Source organism: Pediococcus acidilactici DSM 20284 (genome assembly GCF_000146325.1).
Classification (GTDB): domain Bacteria; phylum Bacillota; class Bacilli; order Lactobacillales; family Lactobacillaceae; genus Pediococcus; species Pediococcus acidilactici.
In genome coordinates, this window is record NZ_GL397067.1 from 759,786 (window position 1) to 774,527 (window position 14,742).

At 44.1% G+C, this 14,742-nt stretch carries 14 protein-coding genes; all 14 read right to left on the reverse strand.

The window, feature by feature from the left end:
- Window positions 1–6 precede the first annotated feature (6 nt).
- On the reverse strand, window positions 7–1,416 hold the full coding sequence (gene atpD / locus HMPREF0623_RS03795; protein WP_002832138.1) for a F0F1 ATP synthase subunit beta: 1,410 nt from the start codon (window positions 1,414–1,416) through the stop codon (window positions 7–9).
- A gap of 23 nt (window positions 1,417–1,439) precedes the next feature.
- Window positions 1,440–2,363 (reverse strand): F0F1 ATP synthase subunit gamma, encoded by a 924-nt coding sequence (locus HMPREF0623_RS03800; RefSeq protein ID WP_002832139.1) that lies wholly within the window; start codon window positions 2,361–2,363, stop codon window positions 1,440–1,442.
- 37 nt (window positions 2,364–2,400) lie between these two features.
- Entirely contained in the window at window positions 2,401–3,918 is a 1,518-nt protein-coding gene (atpA, locus tag HMPREF0623_RS03805; RefSeq protein ID WP_002832140.1) for a F0F1 ATP synthase subunit alpha, read from the reverse strand.
- A gap of 29 nt (window positions 3,919–3,947) precedes the next feature.
- Entirely contained in the window at window positions 3,948–4,490 is a 543-nt protein-coding gene (gene atpH, locus HMPREF0623_RS03810; RefSeq protein WP_002832141.1) for an ATP synthase F1 subunit delta, read from the reverse strand.
- Entirely contained in the window at window positions 4,487–5,008 is a 522-nt protein-coding gene (gene atpF, locus HMPREF0623_RS03815; protein WP_002832142.1) for a F0F1 ATP synthase subunit B, read from the reverse strand. Before atpF ends, atpH begins: the two co-directional genes overlap by 4 nt.
- Before the next feature lie 45 nt (window positions 5,009–5,053).
- Window positions 5,054–5,266: a F0F1 ATP synthase subunit C gene (atpE, locus tag HMPREF0623_RS03820; protein ID WP_002832143.1), complete on the reverse strand. Its 213-nt coding sequence runs from the start codon at window positions 5,264–5,266 to the stop codon at window positions 5,054–5,056.
- Between the two features lie 32 nt (window positions 5,267–5,298).
- On the reverse strand, window positions 5,299–6,015 hold the full coding sequence (gene atpB / locus HMPREF0623_RS03825; RefSeq protein ID WP_002832144.1) for a F0F1 ATP synthase subunit A: 717 nt from the start codon (window positions 6,013–6,015) through the stop codon (window positions 5,299–5,301).
- A gap of 240 nt (window positions 6,016–6,255) precedes the next feature.
- On the reverse strand, window positions 6,256–8,859 hold the full coding sequence (locus HMPREF0623_RS03830) for an ABC transporter permease (RefSeq protein ID WP_036671262.1): 2,604 nt from the start codon (window positions 8,857–8,859) through the stop codon (window positions 6,256–6,258).
- A 9-nt stretch (window positions 8,860–8,868) separates the two neighbouring features.
- Window positions 8,869–9,570 carry an ABC transporter ATP-binding protein gene (locus HMPREF0623_RS03835; protein ID WP_004165456.1) on the reverse strand — a complete coding sequence of 234 codons (702 nt, stop codon included), beginning with the start codon at window positions 9,568–9,570 and terminating at the stop codon, window positions 8,869–8,871.
- A gap of 273 nt (window positions 9,571–9,843) precedes the next feature.
- The gene (gene upp / locus HMPREF0623_RS03840; RefSeq protein ID WP_002832148.1) at window positions 9,844–10,473 is read right to left on the reverse strand and encodes a uracil phosphoribosyltransferase; all 630 of its coding nucleotides are present in this window, start codon (window positions 10,471–10,473) and stop codon (window positions 9,844–9,846) included.
- Between the two features lie 69 nt (window positions 10,474–10,542).
- Complete coding sequence (glyA, locus tag HMPREF0623_RS03845) at window positions 10,543–11,775, reverse strand: serine hydroxymethyltransferase (protein WP_004166049.1); 1,233 nt, start codon at window positions 11,773–11,775, stop codon at window positions 10,543–10,545.
- A 12-nt stretch (window positions 11,776–11,787) separates the two neighbouring features.
- Window positions 11,788–12,810 (reverse strand): L-threonylcarbamoyladenylate synthase, encoded by a 1,023-nt coding sequence (locus HMPREF0623_RS03850; RefSeq protein ID WP_004166050.1) that lies wholly within the window; start codon window positions 12,808–12,810, stop codon window positions 11,788–11,790.
- Window position 12,811: 1 nt separating this feature from the next.
- Entirely contained in the window at window positions 12,812–13,669 is an 858-nt protein-coding gene (gene prmC, locus HMPREF0623_RS03855) for a peptide chain release factor N(5)-glutamine methyltransferase (protein WP_004166051.1), read from the reverse strand.
- The gene (gene prfA / locus HMPREF0623_RS03860; protein ID WP_002832153.1) at window positions 13,662–14,741 is read right to left on the reverse strand and encodes a peptide chain release factor 1; all 1,080 of its coding nucleotides are present in this window, start codon (window positions 14,739–14,741) and stop codon (window positions 13,662–13,664) included. The genes prmC and prfA overlap by 8 nt, the downstream gene beginning before the upstream one ends.
- Window position 14,742: the final 1 nt, after the last annotated feature.

Below are 14,742 nucleotides of genomic sequence, written 5' to 3' on the forward strand. Positions count from 1 at the left end.
TCCCTCCTAATCTTCTGTAGCAGTTAATTTCTTAGCCTTTTCAACCACATCGTCAATTGAACCAACCAAACGGAATGCTTCTTCTGGAAGGTCATCGTACTTACCTTCAAGGATGCCCTTGAAGCCAGCGATGGTGTCTTCCAATTTGACGTAATGTCCTGGTAAACCAGTAAATTGTGCCGCAACACTAAAGTCTTGTGACAAGAAGAGTTGAATCCGCCGTGCCCGTGCAACTACGGTCTTTTCTTCATCAGACAGTTCATCCATCCCAAGGATTGAGATAATATCTTGCAATTCCTTGTAACGTTGGAGAACATGTTGTACTTCACTAGCAACTTCGTAATGTTCTTCGCCAACAATTTCTGGGTCCAAAGCTGTCGATGTGGAAGCTAATGGATCCACCGCAGGATAAATCCCTTGTTGGGTTAAGCTACGTTCCAAGTTGGTTGTAGCATCCAAGTGGGCGAAGGTAGTTGCTGGCGCAGGGTCAGTATAGTCATCGGCAGGAACGTAAACCGCTTGAATCGAAGTAACTGAACCTTTCTTCGTAGAAGTGATCCGTTCTTGCAATTGACCCATTTCAGTAGCCAAGGTTGGTTGGTAACCAACGGCTGAAGGAATCCGACCAAGTAAGGCAGAAACTTCTGAACCAGCTTGGGTAAAGCGGAAGATGTTGTCAATGAATAACAACACGTCTTGACCTTCAACATCACGGAAGTGTTCCGCAATCGTCAAACCAGTCAAAGCAACCCGCATCCGAGCCCCAGGCGGCTCGTTCATTTGTCCATACACCATGGCCGTACGTTCAAGAACGCCCGATTCTTTCATTTCGAAGTACAAGTCGTTACCTTCACGTGTCCGTTCTCCAACCCCAGTAAATACTGAGATACCATTATGTTCTTGTGCAATGTTATGAATTAATTCCTGAATCAAAACGGTTTTACCAACTCCGGCACCACCGAAGAGACCAATCTTACCACCCCGAATATATGGAGCAAGTAAGTCAATAACTTTGATCCCTGTTTCAAGAATTTCTGTACTTGGATTCAATTCGTCGTATTCTGGTGGGTCACGATGAATTGGATCGCGTTTTATATCTGGACCTAGCTCTTTACCACCATCAATTGTTTCACCCAAGACGTTGAAAACACGACCAAGTGTTTCATCACCAACTGGTACTTTAATTGAGTCTCCAGTATCTTCAACTTCCAGGCCACGTTGTAGCCCTTCCGTTCCGTCCATAGCGATGGTTCTTACGACACCATCACCTAACTCAAGCGTTACTTCAGAAACTAAAATTGTACCGTCTGCTTTTTTAATTTTCAAAGCATTATTGATTGTTGGGATTTCTTCGTCAAGGGGGAATTCAACGTCGATAACTGGTCCGATAACTTGAACAACTTTACCAGTACTCATATTGTTTAATTCCTCTCGTTAATTTATTCAAGTGCGGCTTGACCACCGGTAATTTCGGTGATTTCAGTCGTAATAGCACTTTGTCTAGCGCGATTATACTGTAGCTCTAAATCTGCAATTAAATCACTTGCATTATCAGAAGCGGTGCGCATAGCTGAAGAACTAGCGGCGTGTTCCGCCGTCTTAGCATCTAAAATGGCACCGTAAACCAAACTCTCAGCATACTGTGGCAAGATTTCTTGCAACAATACTTCGGGAGATGGTTCGGTTTCATATTCAGCAGTGATCGTTTCGTGCTTACCATCGTTTACCAATTCTTCGCCGCCAATTGGCAACAATTTAGTAACGTGGAAGCTGTTCGAAAGTCGATTTACAAAGTGATTGTAGCAAACGTATAATTCATCGAATTCACCGTCTTTGTACATCTTGGTGACGGTAGTGACGATTTCCCGAACTTCGTTAAAAGTAGGCACGTCGCTAACCCCGCGGTATTCGTAGCCGACCTTTTGTGGGCGATTCTTGTAAAAATCAGCCCCGGTACTACCTACCGCAAGAATTATGGCATCATCACCGCCATCATGACCGTGTTCTTTCATGAAATCGTTAGTTTGCTTAATCACACTACTGTTATATGAGCCCACTAACCCGCGATCAGACGTAATAACTAAGTATCCGGTCTTCTTCACTGGCCGTTGAACTAATAAATCAGCTGCTGATATAGCCTGATCAGAGCTAGCTTTGCCAGCCACTCCCGCATTCATTAAATGCGATTTAGCCAGGTGAGCAACAATACTCTCAACTTTCTGCGCGTACACTTGATATCCAACTGTATGTTTCTGAATCTGGCTTAACTTAGCCGTTGAAACCATTTGCATAGCAGTCGTAATCTGACTAGTTTTCTTAGTCGAATCAATTCGCCGCTTAACATCTTGTTCAGATATTGCCATTAATTCTCACCACTTTTCCTCTCGTTAGCTGATATCCTTATTTAGCTTCCTTGGTTGGTTGAAAATGTTCTGCAAAAGCCTTGATGGCTGCATCCATTTTTTCCGTGTCCGGAAGTTGTTTTGTTTCACGGATTTCGTCGGTGAGCTCTTTGTTGTTGCTTGCAACATAATCAAAGAGTTCATCTTGGAACCGTTGAATATCATCTACTGGAACCTTATCCAAGAAACCATGTGTCAAAGCGTAAAGAATCAACACTTGGTCTTCAACAGGAAGTGGTTTGTGTAGCGGTTGCTTCAAAACTTCTACCGTCCGACGTCCCCGAGCTAATTTAGCTTGGGTTGCCTTATCCAAATCAGAACCAAATTGAGCAAATGATTCCAATTCACGGTAAGAAGCTAGGTCTAGACGCAACGTTCCAGAAACTTTCTTCATCGCCTTGATTTGCGCATCCCCACCAACCCGGGAAACTGACGTACCAGCGTCGATCGCTGGACGAACTCCGGAATGGAAGTAGTCGCTATCCAAGAAGACTTGTCCATCAGTGATGGAAATTACGTTAGTTGGAATGTAAGCTGAAACGTCTCCAGCCTTGGTTTCAACAAATGGCAAGGCGGTCATTGAACCACCGCCCAAGTCATCGCTTAACTTAGCTGCCCGTTCTAGCAAACGTGAGTGGGTATAGAAAATATCCCCAGGGTAAGCTTCACGCCCAGGCGGCCGACGAAGAATCAAGGAGAGCTCACGATAAGCGTCAGCTTGTTTTGATAGATCATCATAAACGATCAAAACGTGCTTGCCGTTGTACATAAACTCTTCACCCATCGCTGCCCCCGCATATGGTGCAAGGTATAGTAATGGAGCTGGTTCTGAAGGACCCGCACTAACCACGATGGTGTAATCCATCGCGCCATAACGCCGAAGCGTTTCTACTTGGGTCCGAACAGTTGATTCCTTTTGTCCGATCGCAACATAGATACAAATCATATCTTCGTTCTTTTGGTTCAAAATTGTATCAATTGCTAAAGCAGTTTTACCAGTTTTCCGGTCCCCGATAATCAACTCACGTTGACCACGGCCAATTGGTACTAACGAGTCAATCGCCTTAATACCAGTTTGGAGAGGTTGATCAACGGATTTCCGTTGCATAACCCCTGGAGCCTTATGTTCAACTGGACGAGTTTTGTCAGTTTTAATGGCGCCTTTACCATCAAGCGGTTCACCTAATGGGTTAACAACTCGACCGATTAAGGCATCTCCTACTGGAACTTCCATGATCCGACCAGTTCTCTTAACGGTGTCACCTTCGTGAATTTCATCATAGTTACCCATGATAACAATCCCGACGTCGTTTGATTCAAGGTTTTGAACCATTCCGTAAACACCGTTAGAGAATTCGAGAAGTTCACCAGAAAGAGCATTATCTAAGCCATGAGCGCGAGCAATCCCGTCACCAACGTAGGTAACTGTACCCGTTTCTTCAACGTTAAGCTCGGCTTGGTAGTTTTCTAATTGCTGTTTGATTAGAGCACTGATTTCCTCAGCCTTAATGCTCATAAAAGTTTCACCTCTTTACAAATTTCGAGCTAACCAACGAGGCGCTGTCTAATTTGATTAATTTGGGTTTGAATACTACCGTCGTAGATCAAACCATCTGTTTTAATGATTGCACCGCCGATAATCGAATTATCGACTTCACTATCCAAAATAACCTTGCTAACTTTCAAACGTTTAGCAAAGTTTTCAGCCATTTTTTGAAGTTGTTCATCACTTAATGGAATGGCGGAAATAACTTTAGCACGAACGACTGAAGCATCAGCATCGCATAAGCGGTTAAACTCAGCGATGATTGCGGTCAAATCATCCATTCGACCGTAATCAAAAGCCATTTTAATTAAGTTGCCAACGTACTTTGAAGCATCCTTGGTCAAAAGCGCCATAATTGAACGTTTTTGATCATCCTTCAAACCCTTATCGGTCAACATTTTGCCTAATCCTTCATTATCATCAAAGATCTGTTGAATTTGCTTTAATTCATCTCGAACTTGATCAATTTGGTTTTGTTCAGCGACCACGTCAAACAAAGCTTTGGAGTAGCGCTTAGCAATTGTAGTTTTATCTAAACTCATTTACTCTCACCTAAACCTTCAATGTACGAATCAATCAATTCTTTTTGACTATTTTCATCAAGTTCTTTTTTGATAACTTTGGAAGCAATCTCAATAGATAATGACGCAATATCGTCTTGTGCACTCTTGAGTGCGTCAGCACGTTCTTGTTCAATATCTTGTTTAGCTTTGTCCTTCAATGACTTCGCTTCGGCTTGAGCATTGCCGACAATTAGTTCACGTTCCTTAGCACCACTATTCTTAGCATTGTTAATAATGGTGGTTGCTTCGGCGTGAGAGTTGTCTAAGGCTTCCTTGCGTTGTTCAGCAAGTTTTTGGGCTTCCTTTTTAGCTTGTTCAGCTGATTCGATATCATTAGAAATCCGATCCGCACGTTCTTTTAACATTGCATTGACCGGACCCCAAGCAAACTTAGCAATTAATGCCATTAAGACCACAAAAAGGATCGCATAAAACAACATATCGCCAACGTACAAAGTACTACCTTGTGCCGCTCCTAATATCATGTGCGAAAACATCTATTGACACCTCCTTCTTTCGATAAATTGCTTAATTTATCACGCTTACTTGTTCATTACAAGAAGTGAAATAACGAAGGCTAAGATTGGCATAGCTTCAACCAAACCAACACCAATGAACATGGTTGTTCTTAATTGACCTGATAATTCAGGTTGACGAGCCATACCTTCAAGCATTTTTGCGATAACGATTCCGTCACCGATACCACCACCAATAGCGGCTCCAAACATAGCGATTCCAGCTGCAATAGCACCCATAATAGTTGTTCCTCCTACCTAAAAATATAATATTATTCGTCTTCGACCTTATGAGAAATATAAACGGTTGTCAACGTAACGAATACGAACGCTTGAATACTACCTAAGAATACGGAAAATCCTTGCCAAATCAAGGCAAGTGGAATGGCGATTACCATATTTAAGATGCCACCAGAGAACGCAATTCCCCCGATCATCTTAAGTAACATTTCACCAGCGAAAATAACACCGAAGATACGTAACCCAAGGGTCAAGAAATCAATGAATTCTGTAAAAACACCAATCGGTAACCAAACTTTAAATGGCGACAAGTACGTTCTTTCGAAGTACGATTTGAAGCCAAATTTTGCCACACCAGAATAGTGCGCTATCATCATTGTGATCAACGATAATGTTAAAGTGACAATCGGATCAGCTGTCGGGCTTCTTAGATACGTAACATCGTTCCACGCAATTTGTAGAAACAGCCCAAGCTGATTGGCAACAAAAATGAATAAGAACAATGTAAATGCATACAAGCCGAAGTTACGGGTTTCCGTTTCGTCAACTGAGCTCCGCAAAATTCCATTTGTAAAATCAATTACCCACTCTAAGGCATTTTGTTTACCAGTCGGCTTTAGTTTTAAATTTCGAGAAAATGCAAACACAACTGCAAATACAATTATGGCCGCAACCAATCCCGAAATGACGTTTGCCGTACTAAATGTTAGACCAAGAAACTGAAAAGTTGAAATTGATTCACCACCCACAGAATATCACCTCTTTTCTACCTAAGTGTACCTAAATTTACCATCCAAAAATGATAAAAATTAAGTCAAAAACTTGAACAAAAGACAGTATTTTCCGTCCGAAAATACAATTGAAATGATACCACCAATTTTGACAAAAGACAAAGCAATGATTACCGATATCTACGACTTTTTTTATATGGTACCGCTTCAATTTTTAAACACACTTTTTTATCGTTGAATTCTTGTCAAATTCTCACCCTAATCGTTGGACTTCAATGCCGCTACCATGTCGATTTTTTGGAGTTTTCGGTGGGTAATATAAACTACGACTAGGTTAAAGATGACCATTAACAAAACCGCCACCAAATAAGCGAATGGTTTGATAGTTAGCGGAAAAATTACGTTATTAGTTTCGGCTTGTCTGATCACGTAACCAGTTAAAAAGTTGCCCAAGCCAAAACCAGCTAAAATACCAATTATCGCTAGAATAATACTTTCCCGAGCTACGTAAAGCGTCACCTCTCGATTATAAAACCCTAAAACTTTAATAGTAGAAAGTTCGTATAATCGCTCCGCAATATTGATATTGTTTAAATTGTAAAGTACTACAAACGACAGGATGGCTGAAAGTCCAATAAAAATCATTACAATCGGTCCTAACTGCTTGGTCATTTTTTGGATCATTTCTGCTTGGTCAGCCATTAAACTAATGCCTAAAATTTTGTCGTTATCCGACATCCACCGTTTTGTAAGCCGCGCTGAAGGCTGGTGATCAGTCTTAACTAAGACGCTCGCAAAATTTGGTGCGTGGCTAAACGCACGTTGATAGGCGCTTGGTGATGCATAGATAACGTTACCGGCGTAATTTGTCACTACCTTAGCGATTCGAACCCGGACCGTTTTTTGATTAGGCACCCGCATTTTAATTTGGTCGCCAACCTGTACGTGCAAAATTCGGGCTACCTTAGGTGAAACCACCACTCCCCTAGTTGGTAAACCAATGGAATGATTGCTCTGATAATCACGTAACCGGACAAACTGGTCAAATTGCCCTGGATTCTTTGGCACGGTCAACGTAACGTCCCGCACGGTCTTTTGTCGTTGATTAACTTGTACTACCGCGGTATAAACTGGCAGCGTTGCTCGAGTAGCCGCGCTCCGTTCTAAAGAATTTTGGACACTCGTTAAATCTTTCGGTTGCCGAGCTCGTACTACTGCGTCATATCGAAGAACGTTTTGAAACTGCTGATTTCCAGCCTCTTTGATTGAGCTCGCAATTCCAAATCCGGTCAAAATTAAGGCCGTGCCGCCAGCAATTCCTAAAATGGTCATTAATCCTCGTAGCTTAGCGCGTGATAAATTACGGTAGCTAATTTTTTGGAAGAACCGTAGCCGCCGCCATAACCCGGGCACCCGTTCTAAAAGGATTTTATGCGCCGCACGGGGAGCTCGGGGCCGGAGTAACGCTGCTGGGGAGGTACGCACCTCTCGAAGCGAAACTAAGGTTGCCGCCCCAATAGTTACTAATAGCGTCAGGAGTGCCGCTAAAGCAATTGCGCGCCAATCCACAGGAATTTTAACGATTTCTACCACATACTCCTGGTACATTGCTAACACGATCCGGGGAATCAACTGGTTCCCTAGCACTGCTCCCACAGCTGCACCGCTAATTCCGGCTAAACCTGCGTAGGCAACGTATTGGAAAACAATTGCACCTTTCCCATAGCCCAAAGCCTTAAGCGTCCCCATTTGTCCGCGCTGTTCCTCCACCATTCGCGTTACGGTTGTGAAGGTGATTAAGCCCGCTAATAGGAAGAAAAATAACGGGAAAACGTTGGCAATTGCTGCAATCCGTTGCGAACTTTCTCCATAGCCCGTAAAACCTGGCAGGTCTTGGCGAGTTTGGTAAAGTAATGACGGTTGCAGCGCTTTTTTAATCCGCTGCGCTTGCTGATCAAGCTGCCGACGTTGTTGCTGCAACTTTGCTTCTTGACGTTGTAAGGTGCGCATTGCAGACGCGTCGGTTAAACCTTGCTGTTTAAGCACTTGTTGGGCAGCTACCAGCTTTTGCCGGCTCTGTGCCAGCCTTTGTTTTCCTTGTTCAATTTGTGTTAGTGCATTTTTTGTCAAACTTTGCCGGCGTTTTTTAACTGCCGGCGTTAATTGGCGGCGTACTTGAGCAGTTTTTCGTTTTACCGCCCGCTCATACTTGTTAGAAAACATTTTTTGGTTTTGCAGCTCCGGAAAATATACTTGCATCCCGGAGTACACGGACGAGTGGAAAGCTAAGTGGGATACATAAGCAAAGTAGGTTACTTTCCCAGTACCTAAATTACTCGCTCCCCTAGTCGAATGGTCAACATATTGGGGAGAATCCGCAAAGCCCACGATTCGGTATTTTTGATATTTCAGCTGGGGATTTTTCTCTAAATTAAAGTAGTCCCCAATTTTGTAACCCCCACGTAGCCGGGCCTGCTGGTCTAAAACAATTTCGTGCTGATTGCGGGGAAGCCGACCTTGTTTCAGAATCAACTGATTTTGGAGATTATTTTTTTGATAACCATACAAGGCGATTGCGTCCCGATTCTTGCCGCCAAGCACGTTTTGCAATAAAACCCCTTCAACCTGCGCTCCCGGAACCTGCCGAACTGCTTTAAGTTCGGTTTCGGTGAAGCCTTGGCTAGACAAAATCTCTAAATCACTTAGATGATGCTTTACCACGGTTGCTTGCAGCGAATCGTTGAGTGCCGGGCCGGTCGCCTTTACCCCCACAAAAATCAGCGTCCCCAGCATAATGATCAAACTAATTGCAATGAAGCGCCCCAAAGAATTCTTAATCGTGCGTAACAATAGTTTTATCATCTCAGCCACCTACCACTCAATTTCTTCGACCGGAGCAGGCTGAGGATTATCTACGATGCTCCGGACCTGGGCATCATTAATTTGAATTACTCGATCCGCCATTTTCGCAATTGCTGAATTATGGGTGATAATGATGACCGTCTTTTTAAATTTTCGGCTAGCATCGTGGAGCAGTTGTAAAATTTGTTTACCCGTTTGATAATCCAATGCACCAGTCGGTTCGTCACATAGTAATAGCTTCGGATTCTTCGCTAAAGCTCGGGCGATTGCCAGCCGTTGCTGCTCACCGCCAGATAACTGGGCAGGAAAATTATCCAAACGTTCTACCAGCCCAACGTCTCTTAGGACGGTTACCGGATCTAACCCATCATTGACCAGTGCGGTAGCTAATTCTACGTTTTCGGTAGTCGTTAGATTCGGAATTAGATTGTAAAATTGAAAAATAAACCCAACGTCGTTACGCCGATACTTCGTTAACTGGCGGTCGTTAAATTGCGCAATGTCCGTCCCGGCAACGTTGATGCTCCCCTTCGTCGGGCTGTCCATGCCCCCGAGCATATTTAAAACCGTGGATTTTCCCGCCCCGCTTGGTCCTAAAATCACGGCAATCTGCCCTTGCTCAATCGTAAAATTCACGTCCCGGTTCGCGACAATTTGATTGTCTCCCATTTGATAAATTTTAAATTCGTGTTGTACTTCGATGTAAGCCATACGTTCCTCCTGATTTGTAAGCGTATTCTATTAACCCCATAATAAAACTATTTTTTCTCAATTGACAAATCTTTTCACTTACCAAACCGCGCAGAAAACAAAAAAGAGAGTGGGACAAAAGTCGGGTAGTTTGTTCCACGTTTTGGCTCTATTGAAGTCAAAACGCCAAAATAAAAACGATTCATGAGGAAGTTTCACCTCATGAATCGTTTTTTGTTTAATGACTTTTGTCACAGCAGCTTAACCGTTGGTTATAAAATCCAACACATCTATTTATTTAGTACCAAACAAGCGGTCACCGGCGTCACCTAGTCCAGGAACGATGTAACCATCTTCATTTAGTTTTTCATCTAATGCAGCTGTATAAATATCAATATCTGGATGAGCTTCTTCTAAAGCTTTTACCCCTTCAGGAGCGGCTACTAGACTGCAAAAACGAATGTCCCTTGCGCCACGTTTTTTCAACGCATCCACCGCCATGATTGCTGAACCACCGGTGGCAAGCATTGGGTCAACTACGAATACTTGGCGTTCGCTAATGTCGCTTGGCAACTTAACAAAGTATTCGGTTGGCTTTAAGGTCTCTTCATCGCGATACATCCCGATATGACCAATCCGAGCAACGGGTAGCAATTCAGCCATCCCGTCTACCATTCCTAATCCCGCACGTAAAATTGGCACGATGGCCACTTTTTTACCCGAGATTTGTTTTTGAATAGATTTTCCGATTGGTGTTTCGATTTCAACATCTTCTAACGGCATATCCCGTGAAACTTCATAAGCCATCAATGTTGAAATTTCGTTAACTATTTCACGAAACTCCTTTGTACTGCAATTCTTGTCTCTAATTAACGTCAACTTATGTTGAATCAACGGGTGGTCGAGAACTTCAAACTTCCCCATGTCTAAACTCGCTCCTTTCAAATTCCTTATCAATTGTAGCTAAAAAACCGTAAAAAAACTAGGTTTAATTTAAGATAGTGGATATTGATTCGTTAAATCAAACACTTCTTGTTTAATTTGGGCGAGTACTTCTGGTTCGTCAACGTGGTGAATTGCGCGAATGATCAGCTCCGCGACCTTACGACTGTCTGCTTCGTTAAAACCCCGGGTAGTAACGGCGGGGGTCCCAATCCGAATTCCCGAAGTTTTAAATGGGCTTAACTTTTCGTCAGGGATTGCCTCTTTATTTAGCGTGATATAAACGGTATCTAATAAGTCTTGAATTTCCTTTCCGTTATGTCCGGTTTGGGTCAGATCAACCGTCATTAAGTGATTATCAGTCCCACCGGTAACTACGTGCAGATCTGGTTCGTTTTCAAAAACTTCCGCCATTGCTTGCGCATTTTTGATCACCTGAGCTTGATAATCCTTAAACTCGGGGCGTAAAGCTTCCCCTAACGCAACTGCTTTAGCAGCAATCACGTGTTCTAACGGACCACCCTGGTTTTGAGGAAAGACTGCGAAGTTAATTTGTTTTGCGTATTTTGCTTGCGACAAAATCATCCCGCCTCGAGGTCCCCGAAGCGTTTTGTGGGTAGTAGTAGTGACTACGTCAGCAATCCCCACTGGTGACGGATGCAATCCGACAGCCACTAGTCCCGCAATATGCGCCATGTCCACCATTAAGAAGGCGCCCACTTCGTCAGCAATTTCTCGGAACTTTTGCCAATCGATAATCCGACTATATGCCGAAGCCCCCGCCACGATCATTTGTGGCCGTTCCTTCAAGGCAATCTGCCGGATTTGTTCATAATCTAACCGTTCGGTCTGCGGATCAATTCCGTAAGTCACCGATTCATAGAATGTACCGCTGAAACTAACCTTGGCACCGTGGGTTAAGTGACCGCCCGCGTTCAGATCCATTCCAAGGATTTTATCCCCGGGTTTGATAAATGCAGCGTACGCGGCTGCGTTAGCTTGGGAACCGGAGTGGGGCTGCACGTTGGCATATTCCGCGCCAAACAGTTCTTTAGCCCGATCAATGGCTAATTGTTCTACTTGGTCAATGTACTCGCAACCACCATAATAACGGCGTCCTGGGTAACCTTCCGCATACTTATTAGTTAAAACGCTGCCTTGCGCAGCCCGGACCGCTGCCGAAACAATGTTTTCTGAAGCAATCAATTCAATATTATGTTGTTGGCGATCGGCTTCCCGATCAATCGCTGTCCACAATTGCGGATCCTGTTCTTGGTAGTTCATTGGCAATCCCTCCTAGTTAATTTCGTCGAAGTAAGTATTCCCCGCAGATTTCTGCAACCGGTTCATATAAGCTGCCCCAATCCCAGTAGGGTCAAACGCTTGCGCAAAAATCACCTTAATCTGCGGTTTTCCATCAAAGGTACGCAATCCGTCAAAGAGGTGGTGACTTGCGGTTCGCGCATCTTCTCCTAACGAAATAAAATCAACGTTATCAAAATCAATCAACTTGGTACTATCAAAAATGGCCGACGTTGCTAATACCCCAACGGGTTGTTGTGCATGTTGGGCTACCCAATCCGCCACTTTTGACCACTGAGCGTCCTTGACGATGTACACCTGGGCGTTCGGAGCGTAGTGCTTATACTTCATTCCTGGAGCTTTCGGCACTTCGTCCTTGCCAACTTTATGGTGATCAGTTTGCACTTCTCCTAAGATTGGGGTTAAATCCTCAGGAGTAACGGCACCTGGCCGTAAAACGCTTGGTACCGCACCGGACATATCCAATACCGTCGACTCAACCCCAATTTTAGTTTCGCCACCATCTAAAACGCCCGCAATTTTGCCATTTAAATCGTGCATAACGTGGGCTGGCTTAGTTGGACTCGGCTTTCCCGAAGTATTTGCAGAAGGCCCCACTAACGGCACACCCGCCTGCTCGATTAACTTAAGGGTTAACGGGGTATCTGGGTTACGAAACGCAGCGGTCGTCAAGCCTCCAGTTACTACTGGATCCAATGCGTGCGGTTTGATCGGCAAAATAATGGTGAGCGGTCCTGGCCAAAAAGTATCCATCAACTGCTTACTTTGGGCGTCGATTTCGGCAAATTCGGCTACCTGTGCTGGACCCGTAACGTGAACAATCAACGGGTTATCTGATGGCCGGCCCTTTGCTTGATAAACTTTCTTTACCGCATCTGGGTTAGTAGCATCCGCTCCTAAGCCGTATACGGTTTCGGTTGGAAATGCCACCAATTCCCCGCGCTGAATTGCCGCGGCTGCGTCAGCTAAATTTTCACTTTGAAATATTTCACTCATTCTAAATCACCGATCCTCCCCTTACCCAAAGTATCCGGTCATGGCCACTTAAGTCTTGGAGCACGTCCACGTCCTTAACTCCAGGTAATTCACTAAAATATTGTTTTAACTTTGCTCCTTGATGATAACCAAATTCACACCATAACTGGCCAGCATTCGTTAAATGATTAGCCAGCTGTCTACCAATTTGTTTATACCAAAACAAACCATCATCCGGTGCAAAAAGTGCCTTATCTGGTTCGTATTCTATCACGGATTGGTCCATTACGTCCCGCTCATTTTCGGCAATGTACGGCGGATTGCTAACAATGATGTCAAAACGTTCCCCTTTAACCGCGTCAAATAAGGAACCTTGCCGAAAATCAACCACCGCTTCTTGCTGGTGAGCATTTTGCTGGGCGACCGCTAATGCCTCACTAGCAATGTCTACGGCGGTAACTTGCCAATCTGGACGTTCAAGTTTTAAAGTGATGGCAATGTTGCCGCTTCCTGTTCCAATGTCTAAAACCCGGAGCGGTTGGTTTAATTGAGGGTGCGCATTTAAAATGTGTTCAACTAATTCTTCAGTCTCCACCCGCGGGATTAGCACCCGAGAATCTACGTAAAATTCACGCCCATAAAAATTGGCCTTGTTAGTAATGTACTGGACGGGTTCCCCGTTAACCGCTCGTTGAACGTCTTTTTGAAACTGTTGCCACTGGTCAAGACGTAATTGCTGGCGATAGTGTACAAGTAATTCCGTCCGATTCCATTCCATCCGGTCCATCATAATCAGTTCAGGAGCATTTTCATCGCCATGATGTTCCTGGATAAGCAAAGAAGCCCATTTCAGGGCTTCAAAATATGTTGGATTATTCATTTCGTAAAGCTTCCATTTTCTTAGCTTGATCGTCTAGGATTAACGCTTCAATAATTTCATTAAGCTCCCCATTCATCACCCGGTCCAACTTGTTCAACGTCAAACCAATGCGGTGGTCGGTAACCCGGTTTTGCGGGAAGTTATAAGTCCGGATCCGTTCCGAACGGTCCCCCGTTCCGACGGCGTTCTTCCGTTCTTCATTATAAGCATCTTCTTCTTGGGATTGGTAATAGTCGTAAACCCGGGCCTTCAAAATTCGCATAGCCTTTTCCCGGTTTTGTTGCTGAGAACGTTCATCTTGCATCGCAACCACAATTCCGGTTGGCAAGTGGGTCATCCGCACCGCAGAAGAAGTCTTATTAATATGCTGTCCACCAGCACCTGAAGAACGGTATACGTCGGTACGAATGTCCTTAGGATCAATCTCGATATCCACGTCTTCAGCTTCGGGCATTACCCCCACCGTGGCGGTAGAAGTGTGCACCCGTCCAGCGGATTCCGTTACCGGCACCCGTTGAACTCGGTGAGCGCCGTTTTCGTACTTCAATTTAGAGTAAACTTTGTCACCTGAGATCATCAAAACGATTTCCTTGAAACCACCTACATCCGTGGCGTTTTCGTCGACAATTTGTACTTTCCAGCCTTGTGATTCGGCATAGCGAGTGTACATATTGTATAAATCAGCCGCAAACAAACTGGCTTCATCTCCGCCAGCCGCCCCGTGAATTTCCATAATGATGTTTTTATCGTCGTTAGGGTCCTTAGGCAACATTAATACTTTAATTTCTTCTTCAAGCTTTTCCTTTTGGTCGCGTAAGTCCGCTAGCTCCGCTTTTACCAAACTATCCATTTCTGGATCAAGCTTTTCGCGTTGTAGTTCTTCGTTTTCTGCGATTGAATCAACCACTTTGCGGTATTCCCGGTATTTTTCTACCGTTTCACGGATTTCGCCTTCTTCTTTTGATAATTCTTGATAACGTTGTGAATCAGCCAACACTTCCGGATCCGCCAACAATTCGCTTAATTCATCGTAGCGATCCGCAACTGCTTGCACTTTATCCATAATATCCATT

What these genes read in the sequence shown, in the direction of transcription:
- atpD (WP_002832138.1), bottom strand. Translation starts at nt 1,416, where the DNA reads ATGAGTACTGGTAAAGTTGTTCAAGTTATCGGACCAGTTATCGACGTT.
- HMPREF0623_RS03800 (WP_002832139.1), bottom strand. Translation starts at nt 2,363, where the DNA reads ATGGCAATATCTGAACAAGATGTTAAGCGGCGAATTGATTCGACTAAG.
- atpA (WP_002832140.1), bottom strand. Translation starts at nt 3,918, where the DNA reads ATGAGCATTAAGGCTGAGGAAATCAGTGCTCTAATCAAACAGCAATTA.
- atpH (WP_002832141.1), bottom strand. Translation starts at nt 4,490, where the DNA reads ATGAGTTTAGATAAAACTACAATTGCTAAGCGCTACTCCAAAGCTTTG.
- atpF (WP_002832142.1), bottom strand. Translation starts at nt 5,008, where the DNA reads ATGTTTTCGCACATGATATTAGGAGCGGCACAAGGTAGTACTTTGTAC.
- atpE (WP_002832143.1), bottom strand. Translation starts at nt 5,266, where the DNA reads ATGGGTGCTATTGCAGCTGGAATCGCTATGTTTGGAGCCGCTATTGGT.
- HMPREF0623_RS03830 (WP_036671262.1), bottom strand. Translation starts at nt 8,859, where the DNA reads ATGATAAAACTATTGTTACGCACGATTAAGAATTCTTTGGGGCGCTTC.
- HMPREF0623_RS03835 (WP_004165456.1), bottom strand. Translation starts at nt 9,570, where the DNA reads ATGGCTTACATCGAAGTACAACACGAATTTAAAATTTATCAAATGGGA.
- upp (WP_002832148.1), bottom strand. Translation starts at nt 10,473, where the DNA reads ATGGGGAAGTTTGAAGTTCTCGACCACCCGTTGATTCAACATAAGTTG.
- glyA (WP_004166049.1), bottom strand. Translation starts at nt 11,775, where the DNA reads ATGAACTACCAAGAACAGGATCCGCAATTGTGGACAGCGATTGATCGG.
- HMPREF0623_RS03850 (WP_004166050.1), bottom strand. Translation starts at nt 12,810, where the DNA reads ATGAGTGAAATATTTCAAAGTGAAAATTTAGCTGACGCAGCCGCGGCA.
- prmC (WP_004166051.1), bottom strand. Translation starts at nt 13,669, where the DNA reads ATGAATAATCCAACATATTTTGAAGCCCTGAAATGGGCTTCTTTGCTT.
- prfA (WP_002832153.1), bottom strand. Translation starts at nt 14,741, where the DNA reads ATGGATATTATGGATAAAGTGCAAGCAGTTGCGGATCGCTACGATGAA.